This is a genomic window from Mesorhizobium sp. BR1-1-3 (assembly GCF_020165455.1).
Taxonomy (GTDB): domain Bacteria; phylum Pseudomonadota; class Alphaproteobacteria; order Rhizobiales; family Rhizobiaceae; genus Mesorhizobium; species Mesorhizobium ciceri.
The window spans coordinates 240,741-260,333 of the sequence record NZ_JAIUIC010000010.1 but is presented as its reverse complement, the minus strand read 5'-3'; the positions used below and the strand labels follow the sequence as shown (position 1 = coordinate 260,333).

Here is a 19,593-nt window from a genome sequence, read left to right as displayed (position 1 = left end):
TCAGGCGGCCTCGTCGACCAGCAAGGCGGCTGTCGGCAGGCGCCCCATCACGGAGACCGCCTGCGAAGTCGTCGTGACGTCGCGCATCGGGGTGGCGTTCAGCGTGGCGACGAGCACGATCTCGTCGGCCATGGCGACCAGCGGCGAGGCATTGAGATTGTCGGCCAGCGCGCCACCGTCGATGACGACGAGCTCGAAGCTCCGGCTGGCCCGCGCCAGCATCTGCTGCGCAAAATAGATGCCATGGGCTTCCTGGAAGACCGCCTTTGAGCGTCCCCTGCCCAGCACGGCAACGTTGCTGCCGGCGGCGTAATGGCTGACGGCCTCGAACGCGTACTCGCCGCGCAGAACATCGAGGATCCCCGGCTGCGGATCCTTCTGGCCGCCGCCGCCAGCATTGGCATCGATGAACAGCACACGGCTGCCCCTGGATGCCGCGGCATTGGCCAGCAGCCGCGCCACCCGGCTACGCTGCGCGCCCTCGCCCGGCGACGATGTCACCAAGATGGAAGGCACCAGCGGCCAGTCCGCCGGACGCTGGCCCGAACTGAACATGCGCCTCAGCGCAAGGCCGACGACGGCATCGGTCTTCTGGCTGGAGGCGGCGGCGCGCGCCCCGCCGAAAGGCCACCAGCGCCGGCCTGTGTCCGACTTTGCCGGCACCACGCCCAGCACCGGCGCGTCGATGGCCGACTGCATCTGGGCGCTGGAAAGCACCGTCGGCGAGGAATATTCGGCGATCAGCGCCAGACCGGTGCCGAGCCCAAGGCCGCCGAATATCGCGCCCAGCAACAGCAGCGGCAGAGGCGGCCAGCTCTTCTTCAAGGCGGGCATGGCGTTGGAGATGATGCGCGCATTGGTGCTGTCGACATTGATCTGCTCGCGCGTCTCCTGGGCGCGCTGGAGATAGTTCGAGTAGACGGAACGCAGCGCCTCGAGGTCGCGCTGCAATTCGCGCAGCCGCACCGAGGCCTGATCGGTGTCGAGCGACTTGCTCTTCATGCCGGCGACCTTGGCTTCCAGCGCCTGCTGGTTGGCCAGCGCCCGTTCGTAGTCGGTCTCGGTGGCGGTGGCGATGCGGCCAAGTTCGCGCGCGATCAGCTGGCGCGTGTCGCGCAGTTGCTGCTGGGCTGCGATCAGCGAGGGATGACGCGGCCCCAACTCCGTGCCGAGCTGCGAGACCTGGTCGACCAACGTCGCCTCTTGCGCCCGCAGGCTCGAGATCACCGCCGAGCGCATTGCTTCCGAAGTTGCGTCCGGCGTGCCGCTCTGCCGGCGCATCTGGTCGACCTGCGCCTTCAGCGCCGCGGTGCGGCTCTGCGCCGCCGCAAGCTGCGTGTTGATCTCGGTCAGTTCCTGGTCGCTGACCAGATTGCCTGCCGCCATCACCATGTTGTTGGCGGACTTGTAGGCTTCGACGGCGTTTTCGGCTTGCTGGACGCGCTTGCGCTGCTCGTCCAGCCGCGCGGTGATCGACTCGGAAGCGTCCTTGGCCATTTTCGCGCGCGCGCTCGCCTGGTCGACCAGGTAGGCCTGCGCGATGGCGTTGGCCAGGAGGGCGGCTTTGTCGGCGCTCTTGGCAGTGACGATGACGTCGAGGACCAGGACCTTGTCGGCCCGCTTCACCGCCAGGCGCCGGCGCAGTGCGTCGAGTGTCTGCACCGACCTGTCGCCTTCGGCTGATGCCGAACCGAGCAGGCGCGACAGCAAGCCCTGCCCATTGAATTCCGGATCCTGCGTCAGGTTTGTCGCCGCGATCGCCCGCATCAGCACGCCTGTCGACTGGACCACGCTGACCTGGCTCTCAACCTGCGTGATGCCGCCATCGGGTGAGATACGGCTGGGATTGACGTCGTTGGTGACCACCTGCAGGTCCTGCGGATCGATCAGGATTTCCGCCGCCGAGCTGTAGAGCGCCGGTGTGAAAAGGCCGTAGAGCAGGGCGACCAGCGTCAGCAGTGCGACGGTGCCGAAGATCCAGAACCGGCGGCGCACCAGGATGCGCTTCAGATCGCCCAGTTCGACAGTGGAGGCTGCATATGATCCCGCGCGTGCCGGATCTGGGGAGTGTTGCTGAGGAACCATGGGCAGGGATGATTGCATGGCTGCCTCCGACAATACTCCATATGCCGGCAAGATCAGTTTGCGGCGCTAACCTAGCTATTCCTCCAACTGTTAAAACATTGTTAATTATGTTGAGAGGTGACGTGAATTTTGGCACGCGGTTTGCTTAAAAATATACATATCGAGGTGTTTGCTACGCAGCGAGCGGAGACGAATGCAAATGGGGTTACAATTTGACCGGACCGGCCTGGCCGGCAAGGCCGGGCACCGCCTTTTCGGACCTCCAACATGCAGATAAGCCTCCGCCTGGACGGCGACTGCGTCCGCGCCTTTCACGTCACGCTGCTGGAGCGCCTCGCCGCGCTCGAAGACGTCGAACTGTCCGTCGATGTCAGGCCGGCGGGCGGCGGCATTCCGCGCAGCGCCGCGGCCCTGTTTCAACTCGAAACGGCGATCCACGGACTGTCCCACGATGGACTGGCCAAGCGTGTGCCGCTTTCGGCGCTCGCGCCCTACCGGCAGTCCCCCGCTTCGCCTGACCTGGTCATCGACCTCTGCGGCGATGTCAGGCTGGAAAACACACGGATCTGGCGCGTCACCTATGACGGCGCCAGCGGCGAAGCGGCCTTGCTGGCCCTGATCCTCGCAGGTCGCACGCCGCTTGCCCGCATCGAGGAGAACGGCGTTGCGATCGCCGCCGGGCGTCTGGGCACCGAATATGGCGGCATCGCGCTGGCGTCCTTCCAGGATATGCTGGCGCGCACAGCAAGCCTGATCATAGCTGCCATGTCAGGCGCGGCAAAGTCCGTGCCTGATCTGCCCGAACCGGCGCAGGTGGGTGGCCCGCCGCCAATGCCCTCGGCGGGCAAGCTTGGGGTCAGGGCCGGCAAGGCGCTGGCGCGGCGGATCATCCAGAAGATCTATCACCTTTGCTACAACGCGCCGCACTGGAAGGTCGGCTGGCGGCAAACCGGGAGCCGCGATCTGTTCGAGCTGCGCGCGCATCCGGCGTCGGGTTGGCAAGAGTTGCCGGACGACGGCAGCCGCTTCTACGCCGATCCGTTCCCCATCCTCTACCAGGGCCAACTGACCCTATTCGTCGAGGACTATATCCATCGGCTCGGCAAAGCCATCATCTCCGCCGTTCCCTTCGGCCCGGCAGGCCCGCTCGGAAGGCCTGAACCGGTGTTGGAGCTGCCCTACCATCTCTCCTACCCCTTCGTCTTCGAGCGCGGCGGCGAGGTCTGGATGGTGCCGGAAAGCTGCGCCAACGGCACGGTCGATCTCTACCGGGCCACAGCTTTTCCCGGCGGATGGGTCAAGGAGGCGACGCTTCTGTCCGGTGTCGTCGCCAGCGACGCCACGCTTGTCGAGCATGGCGGCGCCTGGTGGCTGTTCGCCACCGTCCGCGACGGCGGCGGCGCCTTCTCCGACGCGCTGCATCTGTGGTCGGCGCCGGATTTTCGCGGCCCCTGGACGCCGCACCCCAAAAATCCCGTGCTGATCGATATCGCCTCGGCGCGGCCGGCCGGCCGCATGGTCAGGCGCGGCAACGACCTGCTGCGCCCGGTCCAGGACTGCCGCAGGAGCTATGGCGCGGCGCTTGGCATCGCACGCATTTCTCACCTTGATTTGATCGGCATGGAGCAGGTCGTTGAAACCATCTTAAATCCAGGTGCGCTATGGAGTGGGCGTAAACTTCACACGCTCAACGAGGCTGGCGGCTTTGAGTTCATCGATGGCTCGGCGATCGCACCGCGCTGGAAGCAGCGGACCCGCGATTAACCTAAACATTGGTTACTACCAAGCACGCGCGCCGGTTGCTTGCGGTTGATTTAGGTCCGGAAGATATTTTCTACCGGAGATTGTGAAACGCGCCGTTGCCATCAGAAAGAGCAGCAAAATGAGTATCTCAGAGGCTGGCCCGGCCCAAGTCGATGTGGCGATCGTCGGTGCCGGAATGGCCGGCACGACCTTGGCAATTCTGTTGGGACGAGCCGGCCGCAAGGTGGCGCTGATCGATCCGCACCGCGTCCACCATGAGGAATTCCGGGCCGAGAAGATCGGCATGGACCAGATGCTGCTGTTCGAAAAGCTCGGCCTCGATGCGACACTCAAGCGTCTCGTCACCTCCACGACCGACACGCATGTCTTTCGCCTCGGCCAGTTCTTCGCGCATGAGAAGAAGGCTGAATTCACATTCTCCTATGGCGCGCTGATCAATGGCCTGCGCGACGCCTTGCCTGCGCAAGTGCCGCTGACGGTCGGCAAGGTAACCGAAGTCTCGACTGGACCGGACCGGCAGCGGCTTGTGCTGGCCGACGGCACCGTCATCGATGCCCGCCTGCTGGTGGTGGCAACCGGTCACGGCGAGGCGGTGCGGCGCGCCGTCGGCGTCGAGCGTATCGAGCAATCGAAGGCGCATTCACTGTCGATGGGATTCGACCTCGCCATCTCGCCCAGCGATTTCGGTCATCAGTCCGTCACCTGCTACAGCAGGCGGGCCGCCGACCGTATCGCCTACATCAGCATCTTTCCCCTCGGCGACAAGATGCGGGCGAACATGTTCCTCTATCGCAATGTGGCCGAGCCGTGGACGCGGGCGTTCCGCCAGGAGCCGCAAAAGATGCTCTGCGAATTGATGCCCGAAATAGCCGTGCGATGCGGCAACTTCGAAGTCGCGAGTCCTGTCGAGATCAGGCAGATCAGTCTGAGCACGACGCAAGGCCATCGCCGCGACGGGGTCATCTTCATCGGCGATGCTTTCTGTACCACGTGTCCGACGCCGGGCGTCGGCATCGGCCGCGTGATGACCGATGTCGATCAGCTCCATTCGGTTCACATTCCACGCTGGCTCGAAACTCCAGGCATGGCGGCTGACAAGATCAACGCCTTCTATGACGACCCGGTCAAGGTGGCTGCCGATGAGGATGGCATGCGGGTCAGTTACTATGCCAAGTCGATTACCGCCGACACCGGGCTGGAATGGCGCGTGCGGCGCCTGCGCAACAACACCGCGCGCCAGCTGATGATCATCGGCCGTAAGGTCCGGCATCTGGGACAACGGCGGGCACCCGTGGCCAATATGCGATAGGGCGCGACCAGTGGCGCCCTATCGCCGATATTGATTGCCCTTGTCAGGCGAATGCGTCAGACGCCAATCAATCACTGACGGCCGGCGGAGGTGTCGATGGGGCAGTCTGGGCCGTGACACCCGAAAGCCTGTCGCGCTTCTGCAAGGTTGGTTTCTCGTATTTCTTCACTGTAAAGTGCCCTCCGAATTGATACGGCGCCAGCAGAACCAATTCCCAGCCCCGTGTCAATTGTGCCATTACTGGTTCTTACGTCGTATCCACGCCATCGCGGTCAAACGATTCTTCACTGTTGCATTGCCGGCACATATCGGCTCCGACAGGGCACCTCATCCCAGCGCCAATCGCGCGCTCCTCGGCCGCGCGATGTTGTAAATCGTTTCATCCAAGGTATTTTGGCCATTGGGGAACAGAGGGAATAGTCATGTCCAACAGCGCCTTGCCGCTGGTCATCAGTGCGCCTGAACCACGCACGCTCGACCTGATCTTCACAGCCCGGCAGCTGGCGCGGCTCAAGGCGCACTATCGCATCGTCGAGACGACCGCTGACGGCGTCGCGAAACTGCCGGCCGACGTGCTGGCCGAGGTGCGCTATATCATCGGCCAGCCGCCCATATCGCCCGAAACGCTCGACCGGATGAAGGCGCTGCGCTGCGTCTTCAATGTCGAGACCAACCTCATCAACAACATGCCCTACGAGACGTTGTTCGCGCGCGGCATCCATGTCGTCACCACCGGCCTGGTGTTCGCCGAGCCGGTCGCGGAGCTTGGCCTTGCCATGGCACTCAATCTCGCCCGCGGCATCGTCGATGCCGACCTCGCCTTCCGCCAGGGACAGGAACTGTGGGGCGGCGACGGCAACCAGACGGCGCGGCTCTTGTCTGGCGCCGATGTCGGCATCATCGGTTTCGGCGATCTCGGCCGGGCGCTCAACCGGCTGCTGTCGGGTTTCCGCACCCGCACCAAAGTCTTCGATCCGTGGCTGCCGCCATCGATCCTCATCGACAATGGCGTCGAGCCGGCCTCCCTCGACGAGGTGCTGTCGACCAGCGACTTCATCTTCGTCGTTGCCTCGGTGACCAGCGAGAACCAGGGTTTTCTCGGTGCCGACGCCTTTGCCGGCATGCGCAAGGGCGCTGCCTTCATCCTGCTCAGCCGCGCCGGCGTGGTGGACTTCCCGGCGCTGATGGCGGCGGTGAAGAGCGGCCACATCGTCGCCGCCAGCGACGTTTTCCCCGAAGAACCGCTGGCGCGGGACCATCCGGTGCGCGCCCTGCCCGGCTTCCTGCGCTCGGCTCACCGCGCCGGCGCGCTCGACATCGCCTTCAAGCGCATGGGCGATATGGTGCTGGAGGACATGGACCTGATCGACCGCGACCTGCCGCCGCTGCGCTCCAAACGCGCCGAGCGCGAGACGGTTTCGCGCATGCGTTCCAAGCCGGCCGACAGGAATTGAGGCGTGGATTTTCGTTCGGGTTGGCCGGCCCTCGACCAGGTCGGCTTGACAGGAGCGCGGCCGGCGATGACGCTACCGCAATCGAACTTTGCGGAGGGAGGCCGTGACCATGAAGAAGATCTATGAAAAGCCGATGCTGCTCAAACGGCAGAAACTCTCCGCCGTGACGGCGCAGCAAGCCACTTCAGGAGTGACCGGTCCGATCGGCCCGACAGGCCCGGCAGGCTGACGCCTCACGGTGTTCGATGAAGGTAGCATTGGAGGCGCCCGCGGGTCGGCGGCGAGACGGCAATCGCTCCAGGCGCAGCATCAGTGTTTATGGCTGCTCTTCGCTCTGCGGGCAACCGCTTCCATAAAAGAGCGGGCGGCAGCGTCACAGGCTGTTCTGGACGGTCCATTCGCGGACAGCACGACCTCCGCGGCCTTCCGCGACATGCCGTATTTCCGGGCGAAGACCGCAGCGTCGTAAGGTTCGTTTTCGGCCGGTGCCGCGGACGTGATCCTGGCCTTGGTCATTGGCGGGTCCGCCTGAAACTCTCAAGCAACTCGCCTTCATTGCGGCAGCCATTCTGGAACAGCGAAAACACCGTGGCTGCCAGAAGTTGCACGTCCGACTCCCCCGACATGCGATCAAATTTGCGCTCCAGGCAGACCCGATCGAAGACGCGCTGGCACAGTTGCAGATCGGAAGGATGGAGACCGGGATTGCGCTTACGAAGGCTCGACATAAGAAGCCCCTTTCGGAGCAGCGCCACTTTCTAATGCATGTCGTCCAAAGGTGACCTCGGCTTTGGGAGAACGACATGCATAAACAAAGACCCTAAAGCGCATCGCATAAATCGGATCAAACGCGATGCGCTTTAGACGCTGTGGGTCAAAAAATGAAATCGGGCTGAGCAAGAGTCAACATCGGCCTTCATCACAGTAACTATCGTACAATTCTCCCCCCGGTCCTCCCCCTTCTTCGAACGGTCCCCAGGCCCAGCGCGACATGGCGCTTTTCATTGGCCAGCGGATTTTATCGGCGTGATCCGGCGCTCTCGTGAAATATGTCGGTTTTGTACCAAATGGCGTTTGGTACGTTTCCGACACTAACATTCAGGCCGATCTTTTCATATGCGAACAGGCGTTGGGGGGCGCCGTGCTTCGAATTTCATATCGCATTGATATCTTTCTGCGTTCAGAGCCCCTAAACATAGGCCATCGTCCTCACGTTTTTACGGGCACGGACGGCTGGGAGATTGGATGGCTCTTGCCCTGCATTGGGCCACGCCATGTCTGATCCCAACAAAAACTCTGATCCCGACGGGAACCATCCGTACCGAAACCAACTGCTGCGGCGCATGCCTGCGGATGATCTGGCGTTGCTCGAGCCGCACATGCAGCGCTGCGACTTGCCATTGCGCATGATGCTGGTGACCCCGAATGTTCCGATCGAGGCCGTCTACTTCATCGAACAGGGCATTGGTTCGGTGGTCGCCAGCACGGCAAGCGGCCAAGAGGCCGAAGTGGGCTTCATCGGCTTCGAAGGCATGACGGGATACTCCCTGGTGATGGGCGACGACCGTGCGCCGCATGCCTGTTTTGTCCAACTCGAAGGCGAAGCGATCCGCATCGAAGCCGGCGCTTTCAAGGCAGCTTTGGAGGCAAGTACGACCTTGCGCATGTTCCTGCTGCGCTTCGTCAACGCACTACAAACCCAGGCCGGCTGCACCGCGCTCGTCAACGCGCGGCTGAAGCTCGAGGAGCGGCTGGCGCGATGGCTGCTCATGTGCGACGACCGGGTGCCCGGCGAACATCTCGCCATCACCCACGAATTCCTGGCCATCATGCTTGGTGTCAGGCGGCCAGGCGTCACCGTCGCGCTTCAATTGCTCGAAGGCCGCGCGTTGATTCGCTCGAGACGGGGCGAGATCGTCATTCGCGACCGCGCCGGGCTGCTGGAACTCGCCAATGGCAGTTACGGCGAAGCCGAGGCCGAATATGCAAGGCTGATCGGCGAGATCGGCGCGGCCTGATCAGGAGCGGCTGCCGCCGGCATCCGGCTTGCCCGATGTCGCTTTGCCGGGCGGTGCCGCACCGCCTTTTATGGGCCCATCCCTGCCGATCGGCCCATCCCTGCCGATCGGCCCATCCCTGCCGATCGGCCCATCCTTGCCGATCGGCAAGCCGGCATGCTCCAGGCTTGCAAGCTTGCACTTCGTCTGCTCGGCCGCCGCTCCGACAAGGCAATCAATGGTGAACATGGCACCGGCGTGATCGCTTGACGCGACCGCCTGGCGGATCTTCGTCAATTGCGCCTGCGTGTAGTCCAGAAGCTCGACCAGGCCGGTACGATCCAAACCGCCCTCCATTACAGGATGTCGAGAGGCCGATCCGAGGTCGCTCTTGCCACCGAAATACGCCCATTTACACGGCTTGCATAGCCGGACTGTCAGAATCGTACAGCCTACGCTCTACGGGATCGTTGCCTATTGGCCAAAGGTCCATCTTCGCGCCAGCGCCGCGGCATGCAAGTGTATATAAGCTATCGCTTGAATGCTGGTCCGTACGTCTGTCGGGGAGATGTCGTGCCAATTCGCGAGAATCTCGCCGTCAATCTCAGGCGGCTGGTCCAGCGCCACGCTTCCGTCAGCGCGGTGTGCCGTGAGCTTGGCATCAATCGCACCCAGTTCGAGCGCTATCTGCAAGGCAAGGCAGTGCCCAACAAAGCCACCGCCAGGCTGATCTGCGATTATTTCAAGATCGACGAAAACGAGCTGTATCGCGAGCCGGCTGTTCCCGCAGCCAAGGGCGACGGCAACGCATCGCTGCGCGAGGCACTGTACGAAAACATGGTGCGGCCGCCGTCGCCCGCCATCGCCGGCGGCACTTATTTCACCTATTTTTCGGTTCCCGGCCGCCCCGACCTTCTGATGCGCTCGGTCACCTTCCTGCGACGTGAGGCCGAGCTGGTCACCTTCAGGCGGGTGACGCGGTGGGCCCCGGGCGATGGCCAGGGTGGCGCCAGAATGCCCGGCAACCACTACGGCGTAGCGATCTCGCGCCTGAACTGGATCTATTTCACAGGCATCAACCGCCGCCAGACAAGCGAGCCCTCGATCATGACCGTACAGTGGGCTCCCATCTCCGAACCGGTTCTGGTCGGCAGGGCGATCGTCCTCACAGGATCGGGGCCGGCCTTTGTGCCGGTCATCATGCGGCAGGACGTCACCAGGGTCAGCATGAAGCGGGCGCTGCAGATGGCCCATATCGTCAGCCTCGACGACCCCAGCGTCGATCGACTGGTGGTCAGTCTCGCACGAGAGACCCGATAAACTCGCCTCCTACGGGAAAAATCGGGAAAAGTTTCAAGTTTTTCGGCTATATTTTTCCTCGTTTCGGCTTTTCTGCGCAAAAAATGCCGGAACTTTCACCCAAACCTGTCGTTTTCCAATGGATCGTTGCTTCGACGATCCCAAAGCAACAGGAGAGTACCCATGAACATCAAGATGATCTGCTTGGGCGCCATGGCACTTTCGATGGTCGGCGGCGCGGCGTTTGCCAAAACGTCGGCTCTCGACGATCCAGCCAAGATGCAGCCCTTCTACACCGATAGCAGCATGAAGACGATGGTCAGCAACGACGACTTCGTGAAAGCCTGGAAGGCCCTTACGCCGGACGACCAGACCGCGATGATGAAGGCCTGCGAGGACGAGGCGAAAGACGCCACTGCGGCCAACAGCCATCCCGAATTCTGCAGCAGCGTGAAAGCGAACGGCGGCAGCAAGTAGCAGTCCAGCAACCCGAATGAGAAACAGCCCCGCGCGGGGCTGTTTTGCGTCTGCCGCAGGTGTGCAGACAAGCCAGCCACGCAAGGATCGGCCCGGCCGGCACCCGGCCCATCTCCCCATTTCTGCCATGTTGCACTGCGATAAATTTGTTGCATTGCGATATCGGCCTGCACCGCCGACATTGCACAGGGGCGGGGCTTGCACGAGGGAGCCGTCGTGGCAGCATCGTTCCGGCCGGACATACAAGGATTGCGCGCGCTCGCCGTCGGCGGCGTCGTCGCCTACCATTTCGGCCTCACCGCGCTCCCCGGCGGCTTTGCCGGCGTCGACATCTTCTTCGTCATCTCGGGCTGGCTGATATCGACCCATCTCATGCAGGAGATCGGCGAGACCGGCCGGCTCGACCTCTGGCGCTTCTATGCCAGGCGCGCGCGGCGGCTCCTGCCGGCAGCTTTGTTCGTCATCCTGGTCACGCTGGCCGCCGGCTACTTCATCCTGGCGCCGCAGGAGCAGGCGCTCTATTCGCGCGGCGCCATGTTTGCCTCCGCCTATGCCATCAATCTGTGGCTGCTGCGCTGGTCGTTCGACTATTTCGCCGCCGACGCCACCAGCAATCCCTTCATCCACTTCTGGTCGCTGTCGGTGGAGGAGCAGTTCTATCTGGCCTGGCCGGCGCTGCTTCTGCTGGCCGCCTGGCTGCGGCCGGGCCGGCGAACGGCCGCAGCCATGATCGGCGTGGTCGGCCTCGCCTCCTTCGCCGCCTGCCTGTGGCTGACCAGCGCGGCGCCGGCCTGGGCCTTCTATTTCTCGCCGCTGCGCGCCTGGGAGTTCGCTGCCGGCGGCCTGGCGACGCTGGTCCCCATGGCTTTGCTGCAGCACCGCATCTGGCTGCGGCCAGCCCTTGGCTGGCTCGGCCTGGCGCTGATTGCGACGGCCTATCGCCTGTTGAGCGAGGACCTGCCCTTCCCCGGCTGGTATGCACTGCTGCCGGTTGCCGGCACCGTGCTGGTGCTGCTGAGCGGCGGCTGCGGGGAACAGACCAACGGGCGGACCGACCGGCACGTCCTTGGCCCGGCCACCGCTTTGTCGCTGCCGCCCTTGCAATGGATCGGCACGCTCTCCTATTCGCTCTATCTCTGGCACTGGCCGGTCATCGTCTACGCCGGGATGCTGACGCCCGATCTTACGGTGCCGCAGCGGCTGGGCTGCGGCGTGCTGGCGCTGGCGCTGTCGGTGCTCACCTATCACCTCATCGAGAACCCGGCACGACGCGGCGCCTGGCTGACGGTGGGCGCTCGCGCGCTCGCACCCGCGCTGGCGCTGACCGGTGCCGGCGTGGCGGTCGCCTACGCCAATGCGCATCTGGCCACGCGCAACATCGGTCCCGAGCAGCGCGGCATCGAGCAGGCAGCCGAAAGACCTTCCATCGCGCGGGCCGTCGACAAGAACTGCCTGGCCGACTTCCAAACGGTGACGCCGAAACCCTGCACATTCGGCCCGGCCGATGCCACCCGCACCATCGTGCTGTTTGGCGATTCGCACGCCGACCACTGGTCGACGCCGCTGATCGAAGCAGCCAGGCGCAACGACACCAAGGTGGTCACCTACCTCAAATCATCGTGCCGCGCCTCGCGGCTCTCCACCTTCAACACGGTGCTGAAGCGCGACTACACCGAATGCGACGCCTGGCGCGAGCAGGCCATATCAGAGATCATCCGCCGCAAGCCGCGCCTGGTGGTGATCTCCGAATTTTCCATCGGCAATCTGACCCGCGATCTGCCCGCCGCCGAACGCACCGCCGAAGTAGCGCGCTGGCAGGCCGGCCTGCGCTCGACCTTGCAGGCCTTCAGCCGGGCCGGTGTCGAGACGGCAGTCATCCGCGACACGCCGATCAACGCCAGCTTCGCCGGCTCCTGCGTGGCGCGCACCCTGTGGTGGCGCGAGGCACCCTCGCCGCACTGCGACACGCCAAGGGCCGAAGCCGCCAACGACAGCACCGCCGCCACCGAGCGCGCCGTGGTGACCAGCGTGCCCGACACCCGCTACATCGACCTCACCAACCAATTCTGCGGCCCGACCTCCTGCCACGTCGTCATATCAGGCAAGCTGGCGTTTCGTGACAGGCACCATCTGGCGACGGGCTTTGCCGAGACACTGGCGGGGCCATTGGAAAGGGCCTTGTTTTAGGCGCCTGGGCATCTGCGCCCCGGTCTGCATTGTTCGTCACATCTTACGAATCTGTGGAACGAGGCTGCAACTCGGCAGTTATATTAGCCTAACCTTGAAAAGGAGGCGGCTATGAAAAAGCTCCTGCTTGTTTCGGTTATCGCCATTGCTTCGGCGGCGGCGATGATCGCCCCCTCCGACGCCCGCAGCCGTATCAGTATCGGCATTGGCGGCTATGCCGACGACTATTACGGCGACGATTATTACAATGGTTACGACTATGGCGATCGCTACTATCGCCCTTATTACCAGTACGACGCCTATGACAACGGCTACAGGCCGCGCTATTACCACCGTCACCACCGTTGCCACATCGCACTGGTCAAGCATTGGCGCCATCACCACAGGATCGTCGAGGAAATCCGCGTCTGCCGATGATCTGATCCTGTGAAAAATGATCCGGCCGGCGCCGCCGGCCGGATATTTGCGCCGCTCACCCCACCCGCCTCCTCATCATCATCCCATAATGCACCGCCAGCAGATCGAGCCCCACCTTCAGCAGCTTCGTCACCACGTTCCGGCCCTCGCCGGTCTGCTCGGACAGGCGCTTGAGGGAACCGTCCGCGCAGCAGACTTGTCGTACCACGGCGGCCACCTCCCAATGGCCTAACGCTCTTGTGGCGGCGGCATAGGCCCTGCCGGCGTCGAGAACGCTGTCGGCGATGCCGCCGCCCTCGCGGCCGCCGTCGATGCGCTCGGTCCAGCGCATCGGCTTGACATCAGCCTGCTGACTGCGGCGGAAATCCTCGCGGTAGCGCAGGCCTGCCTCGCGCTGCTGGCGCGACAGCGAAGTGATGCCGACGAGCGCATCGATGGCACGCAGCCGCACGATGCCGCCGGTCGCGGCGTAGCCGTCATTCGACACTTCGTAGACACGCGCAGCCTCCAGCGTGCCCGCTGCCAGCCGCTTGCGGCCGAAGGCGTCATCCCTGAGCGCGAAATCATGGCCGATCTCGCGGCGTATGCGCACCTGCTCGGCCTCGCCCTTCGGCAATTTCGGCGCCTGCGGTTTTGCGGGTCTGGTCTTTTTGCTCATGGGAGGCTCCTGGTTGGGATGGGTGGTGGAGGCCGGCACGTGGCGATCCTTCGCGCGCCCTCGGCCCTGCCGGGCATCTCCCCACGCGGTGGCAGAGCGGAGCGCTGCTCGGTTGGCCTTCAATGAACCGGAGGTCGTCGCCTCTTCGCCGCCGCGCCAGCATCCTTGCCGCCCGCCATCCAGGCTGATGGAACCGGCGCGAGCTTTCGACGTTATGTCGCGTCCATGCCAAGGGGAGGTTCGCCGATGACAGCCTTCATGCCGGTTACCGTGCGCTTTTGCGACAACAAAACCATGCTGGTCAGTTCGGTGGCCGGGGCCGCCGAGGCACTGCGCCACCAATGGCCCGACAAGACAGCGCCTGGCTATCTCGAGGCTTCCCGGCTGGTTACGCTCGCCGTGGACGGCATCTGCTGCCAGCGCATCGCGTTCGACGCCTTCACCAGGGCGGCCAAGCAGCAGAACATACTGGTCGACAGGCCCAAAAGCCGCGCCCATGACTGGCTGGATGCGGTGGCTAGCCCGTGAGGAGCGGGCGCCGCCCGAAAAATTGATGCAACCGGCCCCCAGCGGGGCGCGTTTATGGGTGCGGTAGCTGGAGCCGCGCGCAAAGCGAAGGTGAACGCCGTGGGTACGATGAAAACCGGAGTGCCGCTCAAAGTGCGGGTGGAAGATGAGATCGAAGAGATCGACAGCGTCAGCGAAGCCGCCGATTTTCTTCAGCGCTGGCCGCTGGAGCGGCGCGGCCATGTCTACCGCAGCGCGTTGAACGCCTGCAGCGCGGCGATCGCCGCCCAGATTTCCGAAGCCGACGCCATGAAGGTGTTTACCGGCTTTGCCCGGGTGACCGGCATATTGGTCGGCGAGGGCAACCCGCCGATGGCGATGGACGCAAGGAGCATGCAGAGCCGCACGCCCAAGCAAGGCCGGCAGATGCCGAAATAGGGCTTTGCTTCTTTCTCCCGGTTTACGGGGATGAGGTGTGATCCGCGCAGCGGACGAAAAGCCAATTGCTTGGCTTTTCGAACAGCGAACGCCCGGCAGGGCAATGAGGGGCGGCGCCAACGCTTCGGTAAGTGGCATCTGAATCGGATGCTTGAATTTCATGTCAGCTTCCATCCTGCCTCGTCAGCGCTGCCCCCCATCCGCCTGCCGGCACCTTCTCCCCGTGAACGGGGGAGAAGAGATCAAACCTCACCCCGTCGCAACAAATACGCGGCGCTGGAAGCGCGCCTGGTGGTAGGTACAATAGCTTTTCAGCGCCCCGGTGCGCATGCCGCAGCACAGCATGTCGGCGCCTGGGCGGCTGCCTGGCGCCCCCTCTTCGGCAATAGAAATGTCCGGATCCCCCTCCACCGTCAGATCCAGCGGCGCACGGCAGCGTGAAAACAGGCAATCGATGAAGCGCATCGCCACGCCATGCGGCTGCCGGCCGATGGCCGCGCGCGGCGGCGCCGGCGCCTCCAGGCGATAGGCCACGCCGTCGGCGATCAGCACGCCCACCTCGCGCACGAACGAATGCGCGCGCCCGGGCCGGGCCACTTCACGCGCATGGATGTCCTTGGCGGCAAGCACGCCCTCCATCTTGCCGACGACAGGCGTCGCTTTCGCCGACGCGCCACTCGCCCGCTTGCTTCCAGCGCGCTTGCCCACGGCCTGCCTGGATCGCGGCGGCGGCCCCTTGCCATTGGCAAAGCCGATCGCGCCGAGCATGGCGTTGCGGTGCACGATGCCGATGATGGCGTCGCGCGACACCGGACTGCCGCGCAACGCGCTGAACGCGACTGCAATCCTGGAGGCTGAGAACCCATCCTTCAGCCAGCGGGCGATCTCGTGCAATTCCGCGTCGCTATAGCTTGCCATATCCAGCTCCATCCAAAGTTCGGCCGCGCGCCGTCGGGCAGCGTCAAGGTTCGACCCGGTCGCCAGGCCGCAGTCAGGTTGTTTTTCAAGAGGCGGCTGTCAGCCGGCCAGCCTCAGCCGGCTTGGGCCGATTTCCCGCCGGCAAGGTGCAGAAGCCGCGCTTCGGCCGTGTTTCTGTCCAGGGCGGAAACCGCCCTGCCCGTTAGCCTGTCGAACAGGATGACGGTGCCGTCCTCGGTGCGGATGCAGGATCGGCCTGCCGCAAAAACAGCGCCGGCGCCATGCCGGCCGAATTGGGGGCCGAAGCCGCTGGGAGCGGCGGCTCCGGCCGTTCCGGTCGCCGGAGACAGGCGGCGGACCGGACCCGAGGCTGGTGCGGTCAGGCACTGGGCCTCGGGCTTCATCCGCGCCGGGGAGGAGGACGGCCGGGATGAAAGGGAATGGGCGGTTATGACCGCCGGGCGCGCCTCGCGTGAGGCCGGCGACTCGGCGCCATCAAAGCTGGACAGGTTTTGCATGAGCAGATATAAGCATAACTCGAAAATAGATGCAAGCCATTCTTTCATAGACGAGAGCGGCTTTCATCCCTCACATGGGCGCCATGGCAAAAACGGAACTGTCGATCAAGGTCGGAGCGGCGATCCGCAAGGCGCGCAAGCAGCGCGGCCTGGTCATGCGCCACATCGCCGAGCACAACGACACCGATGTCGCCGCCGTCGGCAACTGGGAAACCGGCCGCAATCTGCCCAAGACCGAGAACCTGCTGAAGACTGCCGCCTTCCTGCGCGTCGACCCGGTTGCGCTGGGCCAGGGGCAGGTCGTGTTTCTCGACGATGCCGGACCGGTTGCCGATGCGGAGATCGTCACCGATGCAGGTCCGCTACCCGCCAGCTCGATGGACATCGAGGTGCTGGGCGCGGCTGTCGGTGGCGACGATGGCGATTTCACCTTCAACGGCGAGCCGGCGGGTTACGTCCAGCGCCCGCCGGGCGTGCGCAACCTGCCGAAGGTGTTCGCCCTGCACGTGCTCTCGGATTCCATGGTGCCGCGTTACGAGCCCGGCGACCTGATCTATTGCGGCGGCCGCGACGCCGTACCGGGCGACCATGTGGTGATCGAGACCTTCCCGGAGGAAAACGAGCGCAACGGCAAGGCCTTCATCAAGAAGCTGGTCAAGCGCACGGCGGGCGAGCTGGTCGTCGAGCAGTACAACCCGCCGAAGACGCTGACCTTCAACCGCTACGCCATCAAACATGTCTGGCGCGTGATTCCGCTGAAGGAATTGCTGGGGTATTGAGCAAGGGACGCTCTTCCTTCTCCTCCTGCGGGAGAAGGAAGAACCAGCGCTGGCACCCTCCCACTCAAGCCCGCCGCGATCCCTCCAGCGGCACATCCCTGTCGCTCAGCATCCGCGCTTCGCTGCGCACGCGCTGGCGCTCGTCGACAAACGCCGCCTGGATCGAAATCGCCGTCCCCGGCAGTCCGTCGGCGCGGCAGGCCGAACAGACGATGCGGCCCGACAGAGCGGACAGCGGCGTATTCCCCGTCACCCCGAACCGCTTCAGCTGATCGGGTCGCCACCACCTGTTGCGGCCGCAATCGGCGCACTCGACCGAGATCGAGGCGACATGCGCGATCGTTGGTTCCTTGCCCGGCAATGCCATCGCCCCTGCCTCGTCTTTGTTCCTGATTTGTTCGCATATTCCTGTGTTTTACGCCGGGAGTCGAGTCGCAGTTTTCAAACTTTCCCAGAAGTTTTTCTTCTAGCGTAATTTGAGTTATGCTTTCATAAATGTATGAAAATGTGAGTCGGGTACGAACCTGCCCACTGCATCAGACCCGGGAGCGATAATGGACGCTTTTGCCGCCGATTTTGCCCGTTCCTGCGGCTACGCCGGCGACAGCCTGGCCTTGCTTGAAGCCTTCGAAGCAATCCGTCGCAGCGGCATCGCCCACGCCCGCCAGGATCACGTCAGGCGCAAGGCGGTGATCGACGAGTTGAAACCGTCGGAGGCGCTGTTCCTGGCCGCTATCGGTCCGGCACTCTCGGCGCAGGAGGCAATCGAGGACGCCGCCCGCTTCATAGCCTGCTGGCGCAACATACCGCGCTGGCGCCAGGAGCGGCGCCTGCCCGACCTGATCAGGGCCAAGCAGCAGCGCCTGGTGGCGCGCTATTTCCGCCGCCATGGCCACAGGCTCTGGGCAAGGGAAGCGGCGTGAGGACTGGACCAGCCGTTTGCGGGTCCCATCAGCCATTTTTTCTTTCTAGACTGCGCAGGGGTGGCTGACCGTTCGACGTGCATAGTTTGGAATGTTCAAGACTGCCCGCTCAAAATTTCAAACCTGGATAACGGCCGGCGCGGGAACCATCGCCGCCCTGCTCGTCGCCGGCCTGATGGGCGCGTTCGGCGCCCTGCCCGCCCACGCCCCGCCGCAATTGCCGCCCGATGCCGCCATCGATGCCGGGCGCTGGCGGGTCCAGCCCGCGCGCGCCTATGTCAGCCGCGCCAAGGTCTATGGCGTGGCGCTGAAACCAGGCCAGAAGGCGCTGGTGTTGGAGGCCGATCTGACCAATCGCACGGCGCAATCCGACAAGGCTTATTTCAACGTCTTCAAGCCGGACGGGATCGACCTGCCCGATTCCACGCCGATGATCGCGCTGGCCCGCGATTCGACGCTGACGCCGGAACTGCATCCCGGCATGACCGAACGCATGGCCTATGTCTGGCCGCTTGCCGGTAACGCCGCCGTGCCGGCAAACCTCAGCTTCGGCGTCACCGCCGAGATCTTCAAGCCGCGCGACAATCTTAACGGCACGCCGGGCTGGTTCAATCCCTATCGGCTCGGCACCGTCACCATGGCGGTCGCCGACCTGCCCGAGAGCGGCTCATGAGGATCCGCGCCATCGGCAATCTCCTGATCGTCGCCGCCACCGTGGCGCTCAGCTACGGCATGCAGGTGTCGAAGCCGCATTATGCCGAACTCACCGCGCCGATCCCCATTGATGGCGCCATGCACGACACGGTGCGGGCGCGCAGCTTCGATGTCCGCCTCGACAGAATGGTCTTTGCGCGCACGCTGAAGACCAACCAGTTCGGCCAGGAAAGGCTGCTGACCACCAGCGGCCTGTGGGCGGTGGCGACGACCAATCTCACCGCCACCAGCACCTCCACCACGGTCGCCGACGGCACCTGGCAAGGCCCGACCGGCCTGCGCTACCGCCAGACGGAGCGGCTCAACTATCGCCAGGATATGCCGCCACATGCCGTCGATCCAGGGCTGGAGAGAAGCGGCCTGTTCGTCTTCGAGTTGCCGGCCGACCAGATCCGAGGCGCCAGCCTGCTTATCGCCGCACGTCAGTTCGGCCCGCTCGACGCCCAGGCTCGCATCAGCCTCGATGCCGTTCCGACCGGTGCCGATGGTCAACCGGCGGATGTCTTGCCGCTATACGATCTCGACGCTCCTGCACCGCCGCAGGGCCAGACACGGCAGGGCAAGACATGAGCGCGGTTTCAACCGACATCGACCCAGCCGGCGGTGGCGAGAAAAAATGGCGACGGCGCGGTCTTGCCGCGCTCGCTATCCTGCTGCCGCTGACGCTGGCCGAAACCAGCTATGAGAGCATCCGTGAATGGCTGCATGGCGAGGACCTCATCGCCAGGGATGTCGAGCTTGGCCAAGGCGCGCCGTTCGGCGGCAGCGAATGGCGGCTGGCCGATTTGCGCGGCGGCAAGGCCGGCCGCTTGCCCGAGCATGCCTTGGCCGTCATCGCCACCTTCGCCGTCACGGTCGGCGATCCCGATCTGCAAAAGCAGTGGCTGGGCTGCAAGGTGATGCTGACCGACGCCGCCGGCCGCCGCTGGCTGCCTGACTTCATCTCCGGCGTCAGCCTGCCGGACGGCGTGATGAACTGCACCTCGGCGATCTTCTCCGGCGCCAAAAAGGGCGAAATCATCAGCGTCGGCGAGACCTTCATCGTGCCCGAGGATGCGATCGAGACCATCCGCCCAGCCATTGGCCTGAGCAGCGAGCGCCCCTGGTTCCTGCGTTTTCAGCGGCCGCCGAAGTGACAGCATCCTTCTC

General features: G+C 64.2%; 22 protein-coding genes. 16 read left to right on the top strand and 6 right to left on the bottom strand.

Annotated features, from left to right (window positions below; all coding sequences use genetic code 11):
• The gene (locus tag LB559_RS22675) at window positions 1–2,103 is read right to left on the bottom strand and encodes a GumC family protein (protein ID WP_063168635.1); all 2,103 of its coding nucleotides are present in this window, start codon (window positions 2,101–2,103) and stop codon (window positions 1–3) included.
• Between the two features lie 249 nt (window positions 2,104–2,352).
• Between LB559_RS22675 and LB559_RS22670 the strand changes: the two genes are divergently transcribed.
• The 5 genes from LB559_RS22670 to LB559_RS22650 all read left to right on the top strand — a co-directional run bounded on the left by LB559_RS22670 (window position 2,353) and on the right by LB559_RS22650 (window position 8,630).
• Window positions 2,353–3,849 carry a formyl transferase gene (locus LB559_RS22670; RefSeq protein ID WP_224675021.1) on the top strand — a complete coding sequence of 499 codons (1,497 nt, stop codon included), beginning with the start codon at window positions 2,353–2,355 and terminating at the stop codon, window positions 3,847–3,849.
• A gap of 118 nt (window positions 3,850–3,967) precedes the next feature.
• Window positions 3,968–5,158, top strand: a complete 1,191-nt coding sequence (locus LB559_RS22665) for an FAD-dependent oxidoreductase (RefSeq protein WP_224675020.1) — start codon at window positions 3,968–3,970, stop codon at window positions 5,156–5,158.
• Between the two features lie 422 nt (window positions 5,159–5,580).
• Window positions 5,581–6,612: a hydroxyacid dehydrogenase gene (locus LB559_RS22660; protein ID WP_024501745.1), complete on the top strand. Its 1,032-nt coding sequence runs from the start codon at window positions 5,581–5,583 to the stop codon at window positions 6,610–6,612.
• 109 nt (window positions 6,613–6,721) lie between these two features.
• Complete coding sequence (locus tag LB559_RS22655; RefSeq protein WP_013530600.1) at window positions 6,722–6,841, top strand: hypothetical protein; 120 nt, start codon at window positions 6,722–6,724, stop codon at window positions 6,839–6,841.
• Window positions 6,842–7,886: 1,045 nt separating this feature from the next.
• Window positions 7,887–8,630, top strand: coding sequence for a Crp/Fnr family transcriptional regulator (locus LB559_RS22650; RefSeq protein WP_027160839.1), 744 nt, complete (start codon window positions 7,887–7,889; stop codon window positions 8,628–8,630).
• Here the strand turns inward: LB559_RS22650 and LB559_RS22645 are convergent, their stop codons facing one another.
• Complete coding sequence (locus LB559_RS22645) at window positions 8,631–8,954, bottom strand: hypothetical protein (RefSeq protein ID WP_224675019.1); 324 nt, start codon at window positions 8,952–8,954, stop codon at window positions 8,631–8,633.
• A gap of 228 nt (window positions 8,955–9,182) precedes the next feature.
• Between LB559_RS22645 and LB559_RS22640 the strand changes: the two genes are divergently transcribed.
• The 4 genes from LB559_RS22640 to LB559_RS22625 all read left to right on the top strand — a co-directional run bounded on the left by LB559_RS22640 (window position 9,183) and on the right by LB559_RS22625 (window position 12,989).
• Window positions 9,183–9,929 carry a helix-turn-helix domain-containing protein gene (locus tag LB559_RS22640; RefSeq protein ID WP_224675018.1) on the top strand — a complete coding sequence of 249 codons (747 nt, stop codon included), beginning with the start codon at window positions 9,183–9,185 and terminating at the stop codon, window positions 9,927–9,929.
• 162 nt (window positions 9,930–10,091) lie between these two features.
• Window positions 10,092–10,385, top strand: a complete 294-nt coding sequence (locus LB559_RS22635) for a hypothetical protein (protein ID WP_013530594.1) — start codon at window positions 10,092–10,094, stop codon at window positions 10,383–10,385.
• A 216-nt stretch (window positions 10,386–10,601) separates the two neighbouring features.
• Window positions 10,602–12,572, top strand: coding sequence for an acyltransferase family protein (locus tag LB559_RS22630; RefSeq protein WP_063168641.1), 1,971 nt, complete (start codon window positions 10,602–10,604; stop codon window positions 12,570–12,572).
• A 111-nt stretch (window positions 12,573–12,683) separates the two neighbouring features.
• Complete coding sequence (locus LB559_RS22625; RefSeq protein ID WP_024501751.1) at window positions 12,684–12,989, top strand: hypothetical protein; 306 nt, start codon at window positions 12,684–12,686, stop codon at window positions 12,987–12,989.
• 55 nt (window positions 12,990–13,044) lie between these two features.
• Here LB559_RS22625 and LB559_RS22620 read toward each other — a convergent pair whose 3' ends face one another.
• Window positions 13,045–13,647: a DUF6456 domain-containing protein gene (locus tag LB559_RS22620; RefSeq protein ID WP_224675017.1), complete on the bottom strand. Its 603-nt coding sequence runs from the start codon at window positions 13,645–13,647 to the stop codon at window positions 13,045–13,047.
• Between the two features lie 246 nt (window positions 13,648–13,893).
• Between LB559_RS22620 and LB559_RS22615 the strand changes: the two genes are divergently transcribed.
• Together LB559_RS22615 and LB559_RS22610 are read left to right on the top strand one after the other, a co-directional pair.
• A complete protein-coding gene (locus tag LB559_RS22615) occupies window positions 13,894–14,175 on the top strand; it encodes a DUF982 domain-containing protein (protein ID WP_013530587.1) in 282 nt (93 codons plus the stop codon).
• A 54-nt stretch (window positions 14,176–14,229) separates the two neighbouring features.
• On the top strand, window positions 14,230–14,592 hold the full coding sequence (locus LB559_RS22610) for a DUF982 domain-containing protein (RefSeq protein WP_027160844.1): 363 nt from the start codon (window positions 14,230–14,232) through the stop codon (window positions 14,590–14,592).
• A gap of 249 nt (window positions 14,593–14,841) precedes the next feature.
• On the opposite strand, the gene LB559_RS22605 is transcribed toward LB559_RS22610, so the two are convergent.
• Window positions 14,842–15,510 (bottom strand): GcrA cell cycle regulator, encoded by a 669-nt coding sequence (locus tag LB559_RS22605; protein ID WP_224675016.1) that lies wholly within the window; start codon window positions 15,508–15,510, stop codon window positions 14,842–14,844.
• A gap of 113 nt (window positions 15,511–15,623) precedes the next feature.
• Entirely contained in the window at window positions 15,624–15,914 is a 291-nt protein-coding gene (locus LB559_RS22600; RefSeq protein ID WP_224675015.1) for a hypothetical protein, read from the bottom strand.
• Window positions 15,915–16,102: 188 nt separating this feature from the next.
• Here LB559_RS22600 and LB559_RS22595 point away from each other — a divergent pair, with 188 nt between their 5' ends.
• The gene (locus LB559_RS22595; protein ID WP_013530583.1) at window positions 16,103–16,807 is read left to right on the top strand and encodes an XRE family transcriptional regulator; all 705 of its coding nucleotides are present in this window, start codon (window positions 16,103–16,105) and stop codon (window positions 16,805–16,807) included.
• 64 nt (window positions 16,808–16,871) lie between these two features.
• Here the strand turns inward: LB559_RS22595 and LB559_RS22590 are convergent, their stop codons facing one another.
• A complete protein-coding gene (locus tag LB559_RS22590; RefSeq protein WP_024501757.1) occupies window positions 16,872–17,174 on the bottom strand; it encodes a hypothetical protein in 303 nt (100 codons plus the stop codon).
• Window positions 17,175–17,361: 187 nt separating this feature from the next.
• Between LB559_RS22590 and LB559_RS22585 the strand changes: the two genes are divergently transcribed.
• From LB559_RS22585 to LB559_RS22570, 4 genes are all read left to right on the top strand, one after another.
• Window positions 17,362–17,730, top strand: coding sequence for a hypothetical protein (locus LB559_RS22585; protein WP_013530581.1), 369 nt, complete (start codon window positions 17,362–17,364; stop codon window positions 17,728–17,730).
• Between the two features lie 91 nt (window positions 17,731–17,821).
• Entirely contained in the window at window positions 17,822–18,403 is a 582-nt protein-coding gene (locus LB559_RS22580; RefSeq protein ID WP_224675014.1) for a hypothetical protein, read from the top strand.
• The gene (locus tag LB559_RS22575; protein WP_024501760.1) at window positions 18,400–19,014 is read left to right on the top strand and encodes a hypothetical protein; all 615 of its coding nucleotides are present in this window, start codon (window positions 18,400–18,402) and stop codon (window positions 19,012–19,014) included. The genes LB559_RS22580 and LB559_RS22575 overlap by 4 nt, the downstream gene beginning before the upstream one ends.
• Entirely contained in the window at window positions 19,011–19,580 is a 570-nt protein-coding gene (locus LB559_RS22570; protein ID WP_224675013.1) for a hypothetical protein, read from the top strand. The genes LB559_RS22575 and LB559_RS22570 overlap by 4 nt, the downstream gene beginning before the upstream one ends.
• Window positions 19,581–19,593 lie beyond the last annotated feature (13 nt).

Excerpts from the sequence above, each read along its gene's own strand:
- LB559_RS22665 (WP_224675020.1), top strand. The coding sequence starts at position 3,968 with ATGAGTATCTCAGAGGCTGGCCCGGCCCAAGTCGATGTGGCGATCGTC.
- LB559_RS22580 (WP_224675014.1), top strand. The coding sequence starts at position 17,822 with ATGTTCAAGACTGCCCGCTCAAAATTTCAAACCTGGATAACGGCCGGC.
- LB559_RS22650 (WP_027160839.1), top strand. The coding sequence starts at position 7,887 with ATGTCTGATCCCAACAAAAACTCTGATCCCGACGGGAACCATCCGTAC.
- LB559_RS22575 (WP_024501760.1), top strand. The coding sequence starts at position 18,400 with ATGAGGATCCGCGCCATCGGCAATCTCCTGATCGTCGCCGCCACCGTG.
- LB559_RS22670 (WP_224675021.1), top strand. The coding sequence starts at position 2,353 with ATGCAGATAAGCCTCCGCCTGGACGGCGACTGCGTCCGCGCCTTTCAC.
- LB559_RS22570 (WP_224675013.1), top strand. The coding sequence starts at position 19,011 with ATGAGCGCGGTTTCAACCGACATCGACCCAGCCGGCGGTGGCGAGAAA.
- LB559_RS22585 (WP_013530581.1), top strand. The coding sequence starts at position 17,362 with ATGGACGCTTTTGCCGCCGATTTTGCCCGTTCCTGCGGCTACGCCGGC.
- LB559_RS22635 (WP_013530594.1), top strand. The coding sequence starts at position 10,092 with ATGAACATCAAGATGATCTGCTTGGGCGCCATGGCACTTTCGATGGTC.
- LB559_RS22675 (WP_063168635.1), bottom strand. The coding sequence starts at position 2,103 with ATGCAATCATCCCTGCCCATGGTTCCTCAGCAACACTCCCCAGATCCG.
- LB559_RS22625 (WP_024501751.1), top strand. The coding sequence starts at position 12,684 with ATGAAAAAGCTCCTGCTTGTTTCGGTTATCGCCATTGCTTCGGCGGCG.
- LB559_RS22590 (WP_024501757.1), bottom strand. The coding sequence starts at position 17,174 with ATGGCATTGCCGGGCAAGGAACCAACGATCGCGCATGTCGCCTCGATC.
- LB559_RS22615 (WP_013530587.1), top strand. The coding sequence starts at position 13,894 with ATGACAGCCTTCATGCCGGTTACCGTGCGCTTTTGCGACAACAAAACC.
- LB559_RS22620 (WP_224675017.1), bottom strand. The coding sequence starts at position 13,647 with ATGAGCAAAAAGACCAGACCCGCAAAACCGCAGGCGCCGAAATTGCCG.
- LB559_RS22595 (WP_013530583.1), top strand. The coding sequence starts at position 16,103 with ATGGGCGCCATGGCAAAAACGGAACTGTCGATCAAGGTCGGAGCGGCG.
- LB559_RS22600 (WP_224675015.1), bottom strand. The coding sequence starts at position 15,914 with ATGAAGCCCGAGGCCCAGTGCCTGACCGCACCAGCCTCGGGTCCGGTC.
- LB559_RS22660 (WP_024501745.1), top strand. The coding sequence starts at position 5,581 with ATGTCCAACAGCGCCTTGCCGCTGGTCATCAGTGCGCCTGAACCACGC.
- LB559_RS22610 (WP_027160844.1), top strand. The coding sequence starts at position 14,230 with ATGGGTGCGGTAGCTGGAGCCGCGCGCAAAGCGAAGGTGAACGCCGTG.
- LB559_RS22605 (WP_224675016.1), bottom strand. The coding sequence starts at position 15,510 with ATGGCAAGCTATAGCGACGCGGAATTGCACGAGATCGCCCGCTGGCTG.
- LB559_RS22655 (WP_013530600.1), top strand. The coding sequence starts at position 6,722 with ATGAAGAAGATCTATGAAAAGCCGATGCTGCTCAAACGGCAGAAACTC.